Raw genomic sequence first — 12,998 nt, 5'->3', positions numbered from 1 at the left:
CATCTTACTGCAACGCTTTGATTAATGGAAGCTTTTTTTCACTTCTTCAGGACGACGAGGACTTCCTCGAGTTCGCTGATCATCTGGCGGATGAGCTGGTGGTACTGAGAACCCTCGTCACGGGTCTCGTCGCCCTGAGTGAGGCGCTGGCGCGCCCCGCCGATGGTGAAGCCTTCGTTGTACAGCAGCGAGCGGATCTGGCGGATCATCAGCACGTCGTGGCGCTGGTAGTAGCGCCGATTACCGCGGCGCTTCACCGGGTTCAGCTGGGGAAACTCCTGCTCCCAGTAGCGCAGCACGTGCGGCTTAACCAGGCAAAGGTCACTCACCTCACCGATGGTGAAGTAGCGCTTGCCCGGTATGACCGGCAGCTCGTCGTTATGACTTGGTTCCAGCATAGGCCTCGACCCTGGCTTTGAGTTTCTGCCCGGGGCGGAAGGTCACCACACGGCGTGCCGTGATGGGTATCTCCTCCCCTGTCTTGGGATTGCGTCCGGGGCGCTGGCGCTTGTCGCGCAGGTCGAAGTTGCCGAAACCGGACAACTTGACCTGCTCGTTGCTTTCGAGCGCATGACGAATTTCTTCGAAGAACAGTTCGACCAATTCCTTGGCTTCACGTTTGTTCAGACCGAGCTCTTCAAACAGACGTTCGGCCATCTCAGCTTTCGTCAGGGCCCCCATGCGCTATTTCCTTAAGGTGGCGTTGAACCTTCTTTCCAGAGAAACGAGGATTTTCTGCGTCGTTTCGTTGACTTCTTCATCGGTTAATGTGCGCGATGGATGTTGCAAGGTCAAGCCGATGGCGACGCTTTTTCTATGTGGATCAATGCCTTTGCCTTGATAGACGTCGAACAGACGCAGTTCCTTGAGGCCTTCTCCGGCGTTTTCGCGGATGTCGGCCAAGAGGTCACCAGCGGCTACGGTTTCGTCCACCACCAGCGCCAGGTCACGACGCACTTCCGGGAAGCGCGACAGCTCACCGAAGCGCGGCAGGCTGCCGGTGGTCAGGGCATCCAGCACCAGCTCGAAGAGGAACACCGGACGATCCACGTCCAGTTCGCGCGCCATTTCCGGATGCAGGGCGCCCAGGTAGCCCACCGGCTGCCCTGCCCTTTCGATCAGCGCGGTCTGCCCCGGGTGCAGCGCCGGATGCTCGCCTGCCACGAAGCGGAAGTCAGTGCCCGCACCGGACTGGGCCAGCAACGCCTCGACATCGGCCTTGACGTCGAAGAAGTCCACCGCCTCACGACCGGACGACCAGCTCTCCGGCAGACGCGAACCGCAGACGGCGCCAGCCAGGACGTTTTCCTGCACCAGGCCTTCCAGCTGACCGACGAATCTCAGCCCCGACTCGAACAGCCGGACGCGGTCCTGCTGACGGTTTAGGTTGTACTGCACGGCCTTGACCAGCCCCGGCCACAGCGACGAGCGCATGGCGGCCATGTCAGTGGAGATGGGGTTGGCCAACATCACCGGCTGGGCCTCAGGGGCGAACAGACGGAAGGTCTTTTCGTCGATGAAGCTGTAGGTGATGGCTTCCTGGTAACCACGGGCCACCAGCAGACGACGCAGCTGACTCAGCTCGCCCTTGCTTTCAGGCAGGGGTTGCGGCGCCAGACGGGCCTGGGGGAAGCGGATCGGCAGCTGGTTGTAGCCATAGAGGCGCGCCAGTTCTTCGATCAGGTCCACTTCGATGCTGATGTCGAAGCGATGGCTGGGTACGCCTACCTGCCAGCGACCGGCCTCCAGGCGCGCCACGGCCAGACCCAGACCGCTGAGCAGACGCTCGACCTGGGCGTCATCCAGGGTCAGACCCAGGACGCGTTCGATGCGCTCGGCGCGCAGCAGGATCGGTTCGACCTGCGGCAGGTGCTCGGCACTCACCGCCTCGATGACCGGACCCGGCTCACCGCCGACGATGTCCAGCAGCAGGCGGGTCGCGCGCTCCATGGCCTTGCGCGCCAGCTCGAAGTCCACGCCCCGCTCGAAGCGGTGGGAGGAATCGGTGTGCAGGCCATAGGAACGGGCCTTGCCGGCCACGGCGATGGTGTCGAAGAAGGCGCTTTCCAGGAACAGGTCACGGGTACCGGCGGCGACACCGCTGTGCTCGCCACCCATGACGCCGGCGATGGCCAGGGCGCGTTCCTGGTCGGCGATCACCAGGGTGTCGCTGCGCAGTTCGATGTCCTGGCCATCCAGCAGCACCAGGCGTTCGCCGGCATCGGCCAGGCGCACGCGGATACCGCCCTTGATCTGGTCCAGATCGAAGGCATGCATGGGCTGACCCAGTTCGAGCATCACGTAGTTGGTGACGTCGACGGCGGCGTCGATGCTGCGTACGCCACTGCGGCGCAGGCGCTCGACCATCCAGTCCGGGGTCGGGCGGGACAGGTCGACGTTCTTGACCACGCGACCCAGGTAGCGCGGGCAGGCCTGGGGCGTCAGCACCTCGACCGGACGGCTCTCCTGGTGCGTAGCCGCTACGGCCTCGACCTGCAGTTGCTCGACCGTGGCGTTGTACAGGGCACCCACTTCCCGCGCCAGACCGGCGATGGACAGGCAGTCGCCGCGGTTCGGGGTTAGATCGACGTCGATAATGGCATCGTCCAGCTGCAGGTAGCTGCGGATGCTTTCGCCCACCGGCGCAGCGGCCGGCAGTTCCAGCAGGCCGCTGTTATCGTCGCTGATCTGCAGTTCGCTGGCCGAGCAGAGCATGCCGTGGGATTCCACGCCGCGCAGCTTGGCCTTCTTGATGGTGAAGTCGCCCGGCAGGGTGGCGCCGACGGTGGCGAAAGGCACCTTCAGGCCTGCGCGCACATTCGGCGCACCGCAGACCACCTGGAAGGATTCCTGACCGTTGCTGACCTGACAGACGTTGAGCTTGTCGGCATCGGGATGGCGCTCGACGGAGACCACCTCGCCGACGATGACGCCCTGGAAGCTCCCGGCCGCCGCTTCGACGCCGTCCACTTCCAGGCCGGCCATGGACAACCGGGCAACCAGATCCTCGTGCGTAGCCGCAGGGTTCACCCAGCTACGCAGCCATTGTTCACTGAATTTCATAGGACTCCCGTCTGGCAGCTAGCGGAATTGCGCCAGGAAGCGCAGATCGTTGTCGAAGAAGAGGCGCAGGTCGTTGACCCCATAGCGCAGCATGGCCAGGCGCTCGGCGCCCATGCCGAAGGCGAAGCCCTGGTACTTCTCCGGATCGATGCCGGCCATGCGCAGGACGTTGGGGTGGACCATGCCGCAGCCCAGCACCTCGAGCCAGCGCGAAGCCGGTTCGCCCTCGCGACTCGGGCGGCGGATGTCCACCTCGGCCGAGGGCTCGGTGAAGGGGAAGTAGGAGGGACGGAAGCGGACTTCCAGCTCTTCCTCGAAGAATTCGCGCAGGAAGGTCACCAGGGTGCTCTTGAGATCGGCGAAGCTGACTTCCTCGTCGATCACCAGGCCTTCGACCTGATGGAACATCGGCGAGTGGGTCTGATCGCTGTCGCAGCGGTACACGCGACCCGGGCAGATGATGCGGATCGGCGGCTGCTGGCTCTCCATGGTGCGGATCTGCACCGGCGAGGTGTGGGTGCGCAGCAGCATGTTGGCGTTGAAGTAGAAGGTATCGTGCATCGCCCGCGCCGGGTGGTGGCCGGGGATGTTGAGCGCTTCGAAGTTATGGTAGTCGTCCTCGATCTCGGGACCGGTGGCGACCCCATAGCCGATGTTGGCGAACAGACGCTCGATACGCTCCAGGGTACGGGTGACCGGATGCAGGCCACCCGAGGCCTGACCGCGCCCGGGCAGGGTCACGTCGATGCGTTCCGCGGCGAGGCGAGCGGCCAAGGCGGCCTGCTCCAGCGTCGCCTTACGGCTGTTGATTGCGTCCTGGACACGTTCCTTGGCGGCGTTGATCAGCGCGCCAGCCTGGGGACGCTCCTCCGCGGTGAGGTGGCCCAGGGTCTTCATGATCTGAGTCAGCTCACCCTTCTTGCCCAGGTAATTGACCCGGAGCTGTTCCAGGGCGTTGGTGTCTTCGGTGTGCCGCACGGCCTCCAGTGCTTGGGAGACCAGCGCATCCAGGTTTTCCATCTAGGGACTCCAGATACAAAATAGGGGAAGAGCTATGAGGCTCTTCCCCTATCGATAACGTTGCTTCGCGCCAGAGGCGCGAGATTGCCGGGGGGCTTAAGCCAGCGAAGCTTTAGCTTTCTCGACAATCGCAGCAAACGCCGCTTTTTCGTTCACGGCCAGATCGGCCAGTACCTTGCGGTCGATCTCGATGGCCGCTTTCTTCAGGCCGGCGATCAGACGGCTGTAGGACAGACCGTTGATACGAGCACCAGCGTTGATACGGGCGATCCACAGAGCGCGGAACTGACGCTTCTTCTGGCGGCGGTCACGGTAGGCGTATTGGCCTGCCTTGATTACCGCTTGCTTAGCGACGCGGAAGACGCGCGAACGGGCACCGTAGTAGCCTTTGGCGAGCTTCAGGATTTTCTTGTGACGGCGACGAGCGATGACGCCACGCTTAACACGAGCCATGAGTAACTTCCTTTAAATTCTTGACCAGGATTAACGAAGGCGCAGCATGCGCTCGACCTTTTGGACGTCGGATGCATGCATCAGCGACGTACCGCGCAGCTGACGCTTACGCTTGGTGGTCATCTTGGTCAGAATGTGGCTCTTGAAAGCGTGCTTGTGCTTGATGCCACCAGCAGTTTTCACGAAGCGCTTCGCAGCGCCGCTTTTGGTTTTCATCTTTGGCATGTTCGGATACTCCGCATTGAGTGATTACGCATAACAGCAAGGCCTGCCAGTGCCCTGGTAGTTACTTTTTCTTCTTGGGGGCGATGACCATGATGAGTTGGCGTCCTTCCATCTTAGGATGCTGCTCAACGGCGCCGTGTTCGACGAGGTCAGCTTCGACCCGCTTCAACAGCTCCATGCCCAGCTCCTGGTGAGCCATCTCCCGGCCGCGGAATCTCAACGAGACCTTGGCCTTGTCCCCCTCGGTTAGGAAACGTACCAGGTTGCGTAGTTTTACCTGGTAATCCCCTTCTTCCGTCCCTGGACGAAACTTGATTTCTTTGACCTGAGCCTGCTTCTGGTTCTTCTTCGCCGCCGCGACCTGCTTCTTCTTCTCGAAGACATGCTTGCCGTAGTCCATGATCCGGCAGACCGGGGGTACGGCGTCGGCGGTGATTTCCACCAGATCCAGCTTGGCGTCTTCAGCAGCCTGCAGGGCCTCCTGGATGGAGACGATGCCTACTTGCTGACCATCGGCGCCAATAAGGCGAACTTCCCGGGCGGTGATATTTTCGTTGATCGGTGCCCGGGGGGCGGCTCGCTTGTCTTGTCTCATGTCACGCTGCTTGATAGTGATTACTCCGAATCTTGCCGGCCACGCCGGGAAACCGCTTGCGTGAGCAGCTCGCGGAAACGCTCGATGGGCATGGAGCCCAGATCTACGCCTTCACGGGTACGCACGGCAACGGATCGTGTCTCAACCTCCCGGTCTCCAATAACCAGGAGATAGGGAACCTTGAGCAAAGTATGCTCGCGGATTTTAAAGCCGATCTTCTCGTTTCTCAAGTCGGCTTTGGCTCGGAAGCCCTCAGCGTTCAATTCGCCGACGACCTGCTGGGCAAAATCGGCCTGCTTGTCGGTGATATTGAGCACCACCGCCTGGGTCGGGGCGAGCCACGCCGGGAACAGACCGGCATAGTGCTCGATGAGCATGCCGATGAACCGCTCGAAGGAGCCGAGAATCGCGCGATGCAGCATCACCGGCCGCTGACGGCTGTTGTCCTCGGAGATGTAGCTGGCGTCGAGGCGTTCCGGCAGGTTGGGATCGTACTGCAGGGTACCACACTGCCAGTTACGGCCCAGGCAGTCCTTGAGGGTGAACTCGATCTTGGGCCCGTAGAAGGCGCCCTCACCCGGCTGGTATTCCCAGTCCAGACCCGAGGCATCCAGTGCATCGGCCAAGGCCTTCTCGGCGCGGTCCCACAGCTCTTCGGAACCGACGCGCTTGGCCGGCCGGGTGGAGAGCTTCATGATCACGTCGGTAAAGCCGAAGTCGGCATAGACCTGCAGGGTCAGCTTGATGAAGTCAGCCGCTTCCTTCTCCACCTGTTCTTCGGTGCAGAAGATGTGGGCGTCGTCCTGGGTGAAGCCGCGCACGCGCATGATGCCGTGCAGGGCGCCGGACGGCTCATTGCGGTGGCAGGCACCGAACTCGGCCAGACGCAGCGGCAGGTCGCGGTAGGACTTAAGGCCCTGGTTGAACACCTGCACGTGGCAGGGGCAGTTCATGGGCTTGACCGCGAAGTCGCGGTTTTCCGACGCCGTGGTGAACATGTTCTCGGCGTAGTTGGACCAGTGCCCCGAACGCTCCCACAGGATGCGATCGACCACCTGGGGCGTCTTGATCTCCTGGTAGCCATGCTCGCGCTGGACCTTGCGCATGTACTGCTCGAGCACCTGGTAGACGGTCCAGCCGTTGGCGTGCCAGAACACCATGCCGGGCGCTTCTTCCTGCAGGTGGAAGAGATCGAGCTGCTTGCCGATGCGGCGATGGTCGCGCTTCTCGGCTTCCTCGATGCGCTGGATGTAGGCTGCCAGCTGCTTCTTGTCCGCCCAGGCGGTGCCATAGATGCGCTGCAGCTGCTCGTTCTTGGCGTCACCACGCCAGTAGGCGCCGGACAGCTTGGTCAGCTTGAACGCCTTGAGGAAGCGGGTGTTGGGCACGTGCGGGCCCCGGCACATGTCGACGTATTCCTCGTGGTAGTACAGGCCCATGGCCTGCTCCTCGGGCATGTCGTCGATCAGGCGCAGCTTGTACTCCTCACCCCGGGCCTTGAACACCTCGATGACCTCGGCGCGCGGCGTCATCCTCTTGATGACGTCGTAGTCCTTGTCGATCAGCTCGCGCATCCGCGTCTCGATGGCCGAGAGGTCATCGAGGGTAAAGGGACGCTCGAAGGAGATGTCGTAGTAGAAGCCTTCGTCGATCACCGGGCCGATGACCATCTTGGCGGTCGGGAACAGCTGCTTGACCGCATGACCCACCAGGTGGGCGCAGGAGTGGCGGATGATCTCCAGGCCGTCCTCGTCCTTGGCGGTGATGATCTGCAGGTTGGCATCCCGCTCGATGAGATCGCTGGCATCGCGCAGCTGGCCATCGACGCGACCGGCGATGGTGGCCTTGGCGAGACCGGCGCCAATGGACTGGGCGACTTCGGCTACGGTGACGGGCTTGTCGAATGGACGTTGGCTACCGTCGGGGAGAGTAATGACAGGCATGGCGCCTCCTCAACTCAGTGGTGACCCATACCAAGGGCCACATGGTGGGATTGGCCAGTAAGCAGCCGCACCGCTGGAAATCCCGCCGCACAGTGGCAGGGCCGCAAGGCATTCCGGGCGACGCGAAAGGATCACTGGAAAGTTTGGGACGGAAATCCTTTCAGAAACCGAGACCTGGCGCAACCTCGCAAGGGACTGTCGCCCGCTTAACGCGCCGCGTCGGGGTACTTCTTGAGGAACTGCTTCTGCATTTCCTGGCAGTTTTCCATCAGCGCCTGGCGATCGGCCGGCGAGGTGTCCGCGGCATTGGCCCGGGCCAGGCACTGGTCGATGGCCTGCTGCTCGTTGGCACGGCTGACCGGCGTCGCATTGTGGCGATAGACATAGATGATGGAGCCGAAGACCACGACCGCGAACAGGATCGACAGCAGGATCAACCCCAGGCAACCACCCTTGCCGATCTGCCGGCCTTCACCACCCTGCGTCATCACTCGCTCCTCGCGGTAACGGGCCCTGCTCGCGCCTGGCGAAGCAGCGGAGCCCCAAGAAAAATCGTCTGCCAGTCTACGTGAAAACGCGGGGCCCCACGACCGAGGCAAGCGGTCACACCCCTCCCCGCACCGAGAACCCTTAAAAAGAGTCAGACTTGCTGAAAGTTCTGTTGCATAGATTGGAGTCGCTCAGAAAGCAGTCGCTCCAGCCTCGATCAATATCAAGCAGCACCACGTCACTACCACAACTTGCTCCCGCAAGAAGTTGTTCAGCGGCTATTCAAGAAAAGCCCCGCACTTATTAATCCAGTGTTAAGCGATACGGCGGAGTATCGAACCCAGGCACTGCAGAACCTGGTTCTGGTACCTGAGCGATAGCCTTACTTCAATTGCATATCCGCTGGAGGCAGCACATGAACGTCAAGAACACACTGGCAAAGAGCATGCTGGTCGTCGCCATCGTAGCCGCCTGCTCGTCTGCGGCGATCGCCGCGAACCAAGCCCCCTCGGCAAACGAACTCGGCAGCTTCCAGGCCCTGTCCACCCAGGGGCAACGGGCCTTCACCGACATCTCCGCGGCACGCCTGGAACTCTTCCAAGGGCAAACGAAGCAAGCGGTGTCCCATGTCAAGGACGCCCAACAGGCACTCAAACTTGCGCAGTCGGATAATACCGCGCTGAAAAAAGCCGCGAGCGAGTTGCAAGTCAAGAATAATCGGGGCAAGGCCGATACCAGCACTACCGTAACCTCCTGGCTGCCGATCTGGGGCGATACCGTGGTGCAGGACAGTTATATGGCCAGCCCGCAGAAAGTGAAGGCAGTGGCCGATGCCAATAACAAACTCAAACATGGCGACGCCAAGGGTGCTGCGGAAACCCTGCGCCTGGCCGATGTGGATATCGATACGGCCATTGCCCTGGCACCGCTCAAGCAGACCATGACGGACGTCGACCAGGCGGCCAAGCAATTGGCCAGCGACAAGTTCTATGAGGCCAACCTGACGCTCAAGCAGGTTCAGGATGGCGTGCGCTACGCCTCGACGGCCCTGGACTTCACGGCCAATAAACACGGGCTGCAGCCGGCGGGCTCCTTCACCGAGACCGTCACCCCGAGCAGCTGATGGCTTGGGAGGGACAACAGGGCGATCGCAAGGTCGTCCTGTGGAACGACCCGATGCCCAGCAAGTCCGCCTCGATCACGGCGTGCAGAACAGGCAAACACGAAAAGGGCGACCTCTTGGATTGCCCTTTCTAGTGCCGGTCAAACACCCGGATTTCGCTTGCCAGGTCCGACTGGACCCGAACCAATACCCCTTCTGCAAAAAGCCTCGGCAAGGCCTGTCCATCGCCGTCGGCGTCCAAAATCCCAAGGTGCCTAGACATAGGCTGCCGCTGCAATGGAGGCAGTCGGTGCGGCTGACACCCGAGCCGGTCGGCGTGTTGAAGCTCCGCTCCGCCCATAGATTCGCGCAGCCCTTCACCCCCCTCCCCGCAGGCGGTGCTACCAGGTCCTGCCGATACCTCCACGCCAGCCGGCTGCCAACCCGCTCGGGACAGGCATGGCGGTCTCGCGCTGCGCATACCAGCCATGACATGCACGATTGTGCGCGATATTGCTTAATCATGCATGATCAGCTAACACTGGTACGAAGTGTGATCATCACTACTACCGTCTTATTTCGGAGCATCGCCCATGCAACACGTACAACTCGCCGCCCGACAACCTGCGGGAGCGATCGAGCAATGGGCGACCCGTGCCGGCTTCCTGATTGCGGGGTCCGCCATGGCCGCGTGGGCACCCCTGGTGCCCATCGCCAAGGCGAGGATCGGCGCCGATGATTCGACGCTTGGCCTTCTGCTGCTTTGCCTCGGCCTGGGATCCCTTGTCGCGATGCCCATCGTCGGCATCCTCGCCAGCCGCTTCGGATGCCGCGCGGTGATCGCGACCAGCTCGTTGGCACTGGCGCTGGTGCTGCCTCTGCTTGCCGTCGCCGACTCGATCTTCGGCATGGCCATAGCCTTGGCCTTGTTCGGCGCAAGCGTTGGCGCTCTGGACGTCGCGATCAACATTCAGGCCGTGATGGTCGAGAAGGACAGCGGGCGCAACATGATGTCCGGCTTCCACGGCCTGTTCAGTGTCGGTGGGATTGTCGGCGCCGGCGGCATGAGCGTTCTTTTGGGGGCTGGAACGCAACCCCTGGTTGCGACCCTGGTGTTCAGCGCGCTGCTGATCGTCCTACTCGCGGCTTCAATCAAGGGCCTACTGCCCTACGGCAATCATGACGCCGGGCATACCCCGCTGTTTACGCTGCCGCGCGGGATCGTCGCCTTCATCGGCTTGCTCTGTTTTCTGATTTTTCTCGGTGAAGGCGCGATCCTGGACTGGAGCGCCCTGTTCCTGATCGATGCGCATGACGTCGATCCGGCGCAGGCCGGCTTCGGTTACACGGTGTTCGCGTTGGCGATGACCATTGGCCGCCTGACCGGCGACCGGATCGTGAAGACGCTGGGCGGCCTGAAAGTGGTCGTAGGCGGCGGTCTACTCGCCGCGGTAGGCTTCCTGATGGCGGTTCTGGCACCTAGCCAGCCCTTTGCCTTCGCCGGCTTCCTGCTCGTTGGCCTCGGGGCTTCCAACATCGTCCCCGTGCTTTTCAGTGCCGCCGGAAGGCAGCCCCGGATGCCTGCAAGCCACGCGATTGCAGCGATCACCACCATCGGCTACGCCGGCATTCTCATCGGTCCAGCCGCCATCGGCTTCGTCGCGCAGCATTGGAGCCTGAGTACAGCGCTGCTGCTGGTGGGTGGCGGGATGGCGTTCGTGGCGCTCACGTGGCCGATGGCCGCCCGGCAGCAAGACGCCTAGTTCTTCGCCTTCGCCAGGGCAACGCCCACGGTCGAATAACAGGTCGTGGGGGATGAATCAAGTCATGAAAAATGCTGAGCAGCAGCGCCAGCGGCCTGCCGTGAGGGGCCGGCCGCCACTCTTGGGCAGCTGGCGACGGCGGAATGGCGGTGCCGCGCCATTGGTCATCGAGCCCGAATCGCCAGGACGGATCTGAAGCCCTGATCACTGGGCCCTTTCCCAATCCAGCCCCAAACGAAAAAAGGCGACCCTTTCGGATCGCCTTTTTTCTTACCCGCCAGCAGTGCGGGTTTTGTTTGGTAGGCACGATTGGATTCGAACCAACGACCCCCACCATGTCAAGGTGGTGCTCTAACCAACTGAGCTACGTGCCTGCTGTGGGTGCGCATTCTACAGCGCGGGACTTTGGCGTCAAGCCCTTTTTTTCAGCTAAACGCCTGAAAACGTGAAATTTTTTTGAAGGCTAGGACACCCGCCGGGCCGGACGCCGCGGATAGAGCAGGATTGAAAGCCAGAGCGCGAGGGTTTCCACCGTCACCGCCAAGGCCAATCCCAGCCCTATCCCCCAGCCGATGGCTTCGGGGGTAAGCACCACCTGATAGCGATACTGCCGCAGGGTCTCGTCGCGCAGTTCGCTGTTGGGCGACACCAGGATGTGCCAGGCCCGCTGGTACCAAGGCCCTTGCAGCACCTGCCATTCTTCGTTGAACAGCGCATTACGGCGCAGCAGTACGCCGAGGCTGTCGGCGTCACTGCGAAAGACCGGATCCTCGCTGGCCCGGTAATGCGCCAGCAAGCCATCGAGGCTGCCTTCGAAATACTGCTGCGCGGTCCGCCTGAAACCGCTGAGGGCCTGATCGGACTCGAGGCGATGGGCATCCACGCGCTGCTCGTAGTCGAGCATGAAGCCGGGAATCTGTACCCCTATCAGCAAGGCCAGGGTGAACAACAGCAGACGAATATAACTGCGCAGCATCGTGAAGTGGCTTCCTGTCTAGACGCGGCCCTGGGTGACGATCTCGCCATCCCACCAGAGATGCCATTCCCCTGGCTGGTGCAGGGTCCAGACCTCGTCGGAGGTCAGGGGCTCGGTGGCGATGATGGTGACGACGTCATTGGGCGTGGTCTCGGCCTTGAAGTCGATGTGGACTTCCGCATCGCGCAACTGGGCCGGACCGAAGGGGGCGCGGCGGGTGATATGGGCCAGCTTGGTGGTGCAGAAGCTGAACAGCCAGTCGCCGTCGCTGAGCAGGCAATTGAAGACGCCCTTCTTGCGAAAGCCATCGCAGGCGTTCACCAGCTGCGGCAACAGCATCTCCACCGGGACGGGTTCGGGAAAGCGCTCGCGGACCTGATCCAGCAGGCTGCAAAAGGCCGTCTCGCTGTCGGTATCGCCCACCGGCCGGTAGAAGCGCGGCTCGGGATGGAAATCCTGCAGCTGGCCGTTATGGGCAAAGCTCCAATAGCGCCCGCCCAGTTCCCGCACGAAGGGGTGGGTATTGGCCAGATTGACCGACCCGACGTTGGCGTGACGGATATGGCCGATCACCGTATGGCTCTTGATCGGGTAGCCCTGGACCAGCTTGGCCACCTCGGAATCGGCGCCTGGCAGGGCATCCTTGAACAGGTGCAGTCCCCTGCCCTCGTAGAAAGCCACGCCCCAGCCGTCTCGATGCGGACCGGTACGCCCACCGCGCTGCATGAGGCCCCGGAGACTGAAGACCAGATCCGTGGGCACGTTGGCACTCATGCCCAGCAATTCGCACATGTCCGTCCCTCCGGGGTGGCTGCCTGGTTCAACGGCGGCTGCAGCCGCTGCCCTTCGCGGTCATGCTGAAGGGGTCACGTCCTGGGCGCAAGCCTGGATTACAGGCGGGGTTCGACGCGCTCGCCACGACCACGGGGTTCGCGCCGCTCGACCGGGGCTGCCGGGGTCCGCGGCGGCACCGGCGATTCCGGTTGCGGAGCATCCGTTGGCGCCTCCGCGGCGACCGGCACCGGACGTGGATGGGAGCGCCGGTACAGCCAGCGACAGAGGACGAAGATCAGATAGAGCACCACGCCGATGGTGCCGGCGACCGCCAGGTTGGCCACCGCCGACCAGGCGCTGTTGCCCACCTTGAACACCAGGTCCAGCACCGTCACGGCGATCGCCGGGGCATAGAGGCCATGCTCGGCATCCACCAGGGCCGGCGTTACCAGCAGCACGGCCACCACCAGCCGGATGGGTTCGCGCAGCCAGCGCCAGAGCCAGCCGGTGGCCTTGAAAGACACCACCAACAGCAGCAGCGCGGCGATGGCGTAGACGGCCCAGGCGATCAGGTACTCTTGCTCGGTCATTGCGA

At 62.5% G+C, this 12,998-nt stretch carries 14 protein-coding genes and 1 tRNA gene; 2 read left to right on the top strand and 13 right to left on the bottom strand.

What is annotated here, in order from left to right; translation table 11 throughout:
- Positions 1-38 precede the first annotated feature (38 nt).
- The 9 genes from RCF34_RS09350 to RCF34_RS09310 all read right to left on the bottom strand — a co-directional run bounded on the left by RCF34_RS09350 (position 39) and on the right by RCF34_RS09310 (position 7,787).
- Positions 39-398 carry a MerR family transcriptional regulator gene (locus RCF34_RS09350; protein WP_007159195.1) on the bottom strand — a complete coding sequence of 120 codons (360 nt, stop codon included), beginning with the start codon at positions 396-398 and terminating at the stop codon, positions 39-41.
- A complete protein-coding gene (ihfA, locus tag RCF34_RS09345) occupies positions 379-681 on the bottom strand; it encodes an integration host factor subunit alpha (protein WP_007159196.1) in 303 nt (100 codons plus the stop codon). The genes RCF34_RS09350 and ihfA overlap by 20 nt, the downstream gene beginning before the upstream one ends.
- Positions 682-684: 3 nt before the next feature.
- On the bottom strand, positions 685-3,063 hold the full coding sequence (pheT, locus tag RCF34_RS09340; protein ID WP_308707914.1) for a phenylalanine--tRNA ligase subunit beta: 2,379 nt from the start codon (positions 3,061-3,063) through the stop codon (positions 685-687).
- An 18-nt stretch (positions 3,064-3,081) separates the two neighbouring features.
- Positions 3,082-4,083: a phenylalanine--tRNA ligase subunit alpha gene (gene pheS, locus RCF34_RS09335; protein WP_285387365.1), complete on the bottom strand. Its 1,002-nt coding sequence runs from the start codon at positions 4,081-4,083 to the stop codon at positions 3,082-3,084.
- Between the two features lie 96 nt (positions 4,084-4,179).
- The gene (gene rplT / locus RCF34_RS09330) at positions 4,180-4,536 is read right to left on the bottom strand and encodes a 50S ribosomal protein L20 (RefSeq protein WP_007159199.1); all 357 of its coding nucleotides are present in this window, start codon (positions 4,534-4,536) and stop codon (positions 4,180-4,182) included.
- A gap of 30 nt (positions 4,537-4,566) precedes the next feature.
- Positions 4,567-4,761: a 50S ribosomal protein L35 gene (gene rpmI, locus RCF34_RS09325; RefSeq protein WP_007159200.1), complete on the bottom strand. Its 195-nt coding sequence runs from the start codon at positions 4,759-4,761 to the stop codon at positions 4,567-4,569.
- Between the two features lie 61 nt (positions 4,762-4,822).
- A complete protein-coding gene (infC, locus tag RCF34_RS09320) occupies positions 4,823-5,356 on the bottom strand; it encodes a translation initiation factor IF-3 (protein WP_017638835.1) in 534 nt (177 codons plus the stop codon).
- A gap of 20 nt (positions 5,357-5,376) precedes the next feature.
- Positions 5,377-7,299, bottom strand: coding sequence for a threonine--tRNA ligase (gene thrS / locus RCF34_RS09315; protein ID WP_308707913.1), 1,923 nt, complete (start codon positions 7,297-7,299; stop codon positions 5,377-5,379).
- Positions 7,300-7,505: 206 nt separating this feature from the next.
- Positions 7,506-7,787 carry a hypothetical protein gene (locus RCF34_RS09310; protein ID WP_158891983.1) on the bottom strand — a complete coding sequence of 94 codons (282 nt, stop codon included), beginning with the start codon at positions 7,785-7,787 and terminating at the stop codon, positions 7,506-7,508.
- Positions 7,788-8,203: 416 nt separating this feature from the next.
- Here RCF34_RS09310 and RCF34_RS09305 point away from each other — a divergent pair, with 416 nt between their 5' ends.
- Both RCF34_RS09305 and RCF34_RS09300 read left to right on the top strand, forming a co-directional pair.
- Entirely contained in the window at positions 8,204-8,911 is a 708-nt protein-coding gene (locus RCF34_RS09305; RefSeq protein ID WP_308707912.1) for a YfdX family protein, read from the top strand.
- 572 nt (positions 8,912-9,483) lie between these two features.
- Complete coding sequence (locus tag RCF34_RS09300) at positions 9,484-10,653, top strand: MFS transporter (RefSeq protein ID WP_308707911.1); 1,170 nt, start codon at positions 9,484-9,486, stop codon at positions 10,651-10,653.
- A 297-nt stretch (positions 10,654-10,950) separates the two neighbouring features.
- Here the strand turns inward: RCF34_RS09300 and RCF34_RS09295 are convergent.
- The 4 genes from RCF34_RS09295 to RCF34_RS09280 form a co-directional block, all read right to left on the bottom strand.
- Positions 10,951-11,027, bottom strand: a tRNA-Val gene (locus RCF34_RS09295).
- Between the two features lie 89 nt (positions 11,028-11,116).
- On the bottom strand, positions 11,117-11,629 hold the full coding sequence (locus tag RCF34_RS09290; RefSeq protein WP_308707910.1) for a DUF2937 family protein: 513 nt from the start codon (positions 11,627-11,629) through the stop codon (positions 11,117-11,119).
- Between the two features lie 18 nt (positions 11,630-11,647).
- Positions 11,648-12,421 carry a class II glutamine amidotransferase gene (locus RCF34_RS09285; RefSeq protein WP_308707909.1) on the bottom strand — a complete coding sequence of 258 codons (774 nt, stop codon included), beginning with the start codon at positions 12,419-12,421 and terminating at the stop codon, positions 11,648-11,650.
- A gap of 98 nt (positions 12,422-12,519) precedes the next feature.
- Complete coding sequence (locus RCF34_RS09280; protein ID WP_308707908.1) at positions 12,520-12,993, bottom strand: MFS transporter; 474 nt, start codon at positions 12,991-12,993, stop codon at positions 12,520-12,522.
- Between the last annotated feature and the right edge of the window lie 5 nt (positions 12,994-12,998).

The sequence above is a fragment of the Pseudomonas sp. 102515 genome, assembly GCF_031085165.1.
Classification (GTDB): Bacteria; Pseudomonadota; Gammaproteobacteria; order Pseudomonadales; family Pseudomonadaceae; genus Chryseomonas.
Note: the sequence above shows the minus strand (reverse complement) of the source record. Positions and strands in the feature narration are given on the sequence as shown.

Bases quoted from the DNA above. Each gene is read 5' to 3' on its own strand.
- RCF34_RS09350 (WP_007159195.1), bottom strand. From the start codon at position 398: ATGCTGGAACCAAGTCATAACGACGAGCTGCCGGTCATACCGGGCAAG.
- ihfA (WP_007159196.1), bottom strand. From the start codon at position 681: ATGGGGGCCCTGACGAAAGCTGAGATGGCCGAACGTCTGTTTGAAGAG.
- pheT (WP_308707914.1), bottom strand. From the start codon at position 3,063: ATGAAATTCAGTGAACAATGGCTGCGTAGCTGGGTGAACCCTGCGGCT.
- pheS (WP_285387365.1), bottom strand. From the start codon at position 4,083: ATGGAAAACCTGGATGCGCTGGTCTCCCAAGCACTGGAGGCCGTGCGG.
- rplT (WP_007159199.1), bottom strand. From the start codon at position 4,536: ATGGCTCGTGTTAAGCGTGGCGTCATCGCTCGTCGCCGTCACAAGAAA.
- rpmI (WP_007159200.1), bottom strand. From the start codon at position 4,761: ATGCCAAAGATGAAAACCAAAAGCGGCGCTGCGAAGCGCTTCGTGAAA.
- infC (WP_017638835.1), bottom strand. From the start codon at position 5,356: ATGAGACAAGACAAGCGAGCCGCCCCCCGGGCACCGATCAACGAAAAT.
- thrS (WP_308707913.1), bottom strand. From the start codon at position 7,299: ATGCCTGTCATTACTCTCCCCGACGGTAGCCAACGTCCATTCGACAAG.
- RCF34_RS09310 (WP_158891983.1), bottom strand. From the start codon at position 7,787: ATGACGCAGGGTGGTGAAGGCCGGCAGATCGGCAAGGGTGGTTGCCTG.
- RCF34_RS09305 (WP_308707912.1), top strand. From the start codon at position 8,204: ATGAACGTCAAGAACACACTGGCAAAGAGCATGCTGGTCGTCGCCATC.
- RCF34_RS09300 (WP_308707911.1), top strand. From the start codon at position 9,484: ATGCAACACGTACAACTCGCCGCCCGACAACCTGCGGGAGCGATCGAG.
- RCF34_RS09290 (WP_308707910.1), bottom strand. From the start codon at position 11,629: ATGCTGCGCAGTTATATTCGTCTGCTGTTGTTCACCCTGGCCTTGCTG.
- RCF34_RS09285 (WP_308707909.1), bottom strand. From the start codon at position 12,421: ATGTGCGAATTGCTGGGCATGAGTGCCAACGTGCCCACGGATCTGGTC.
- RCF34_RS09280 (WP_308707908.1), bottom strand. From the start codon at position 12,993: ATGACCGAGCAAGAGTACCTGATCGCCTGGGCCGTCTACGCCATCGCC.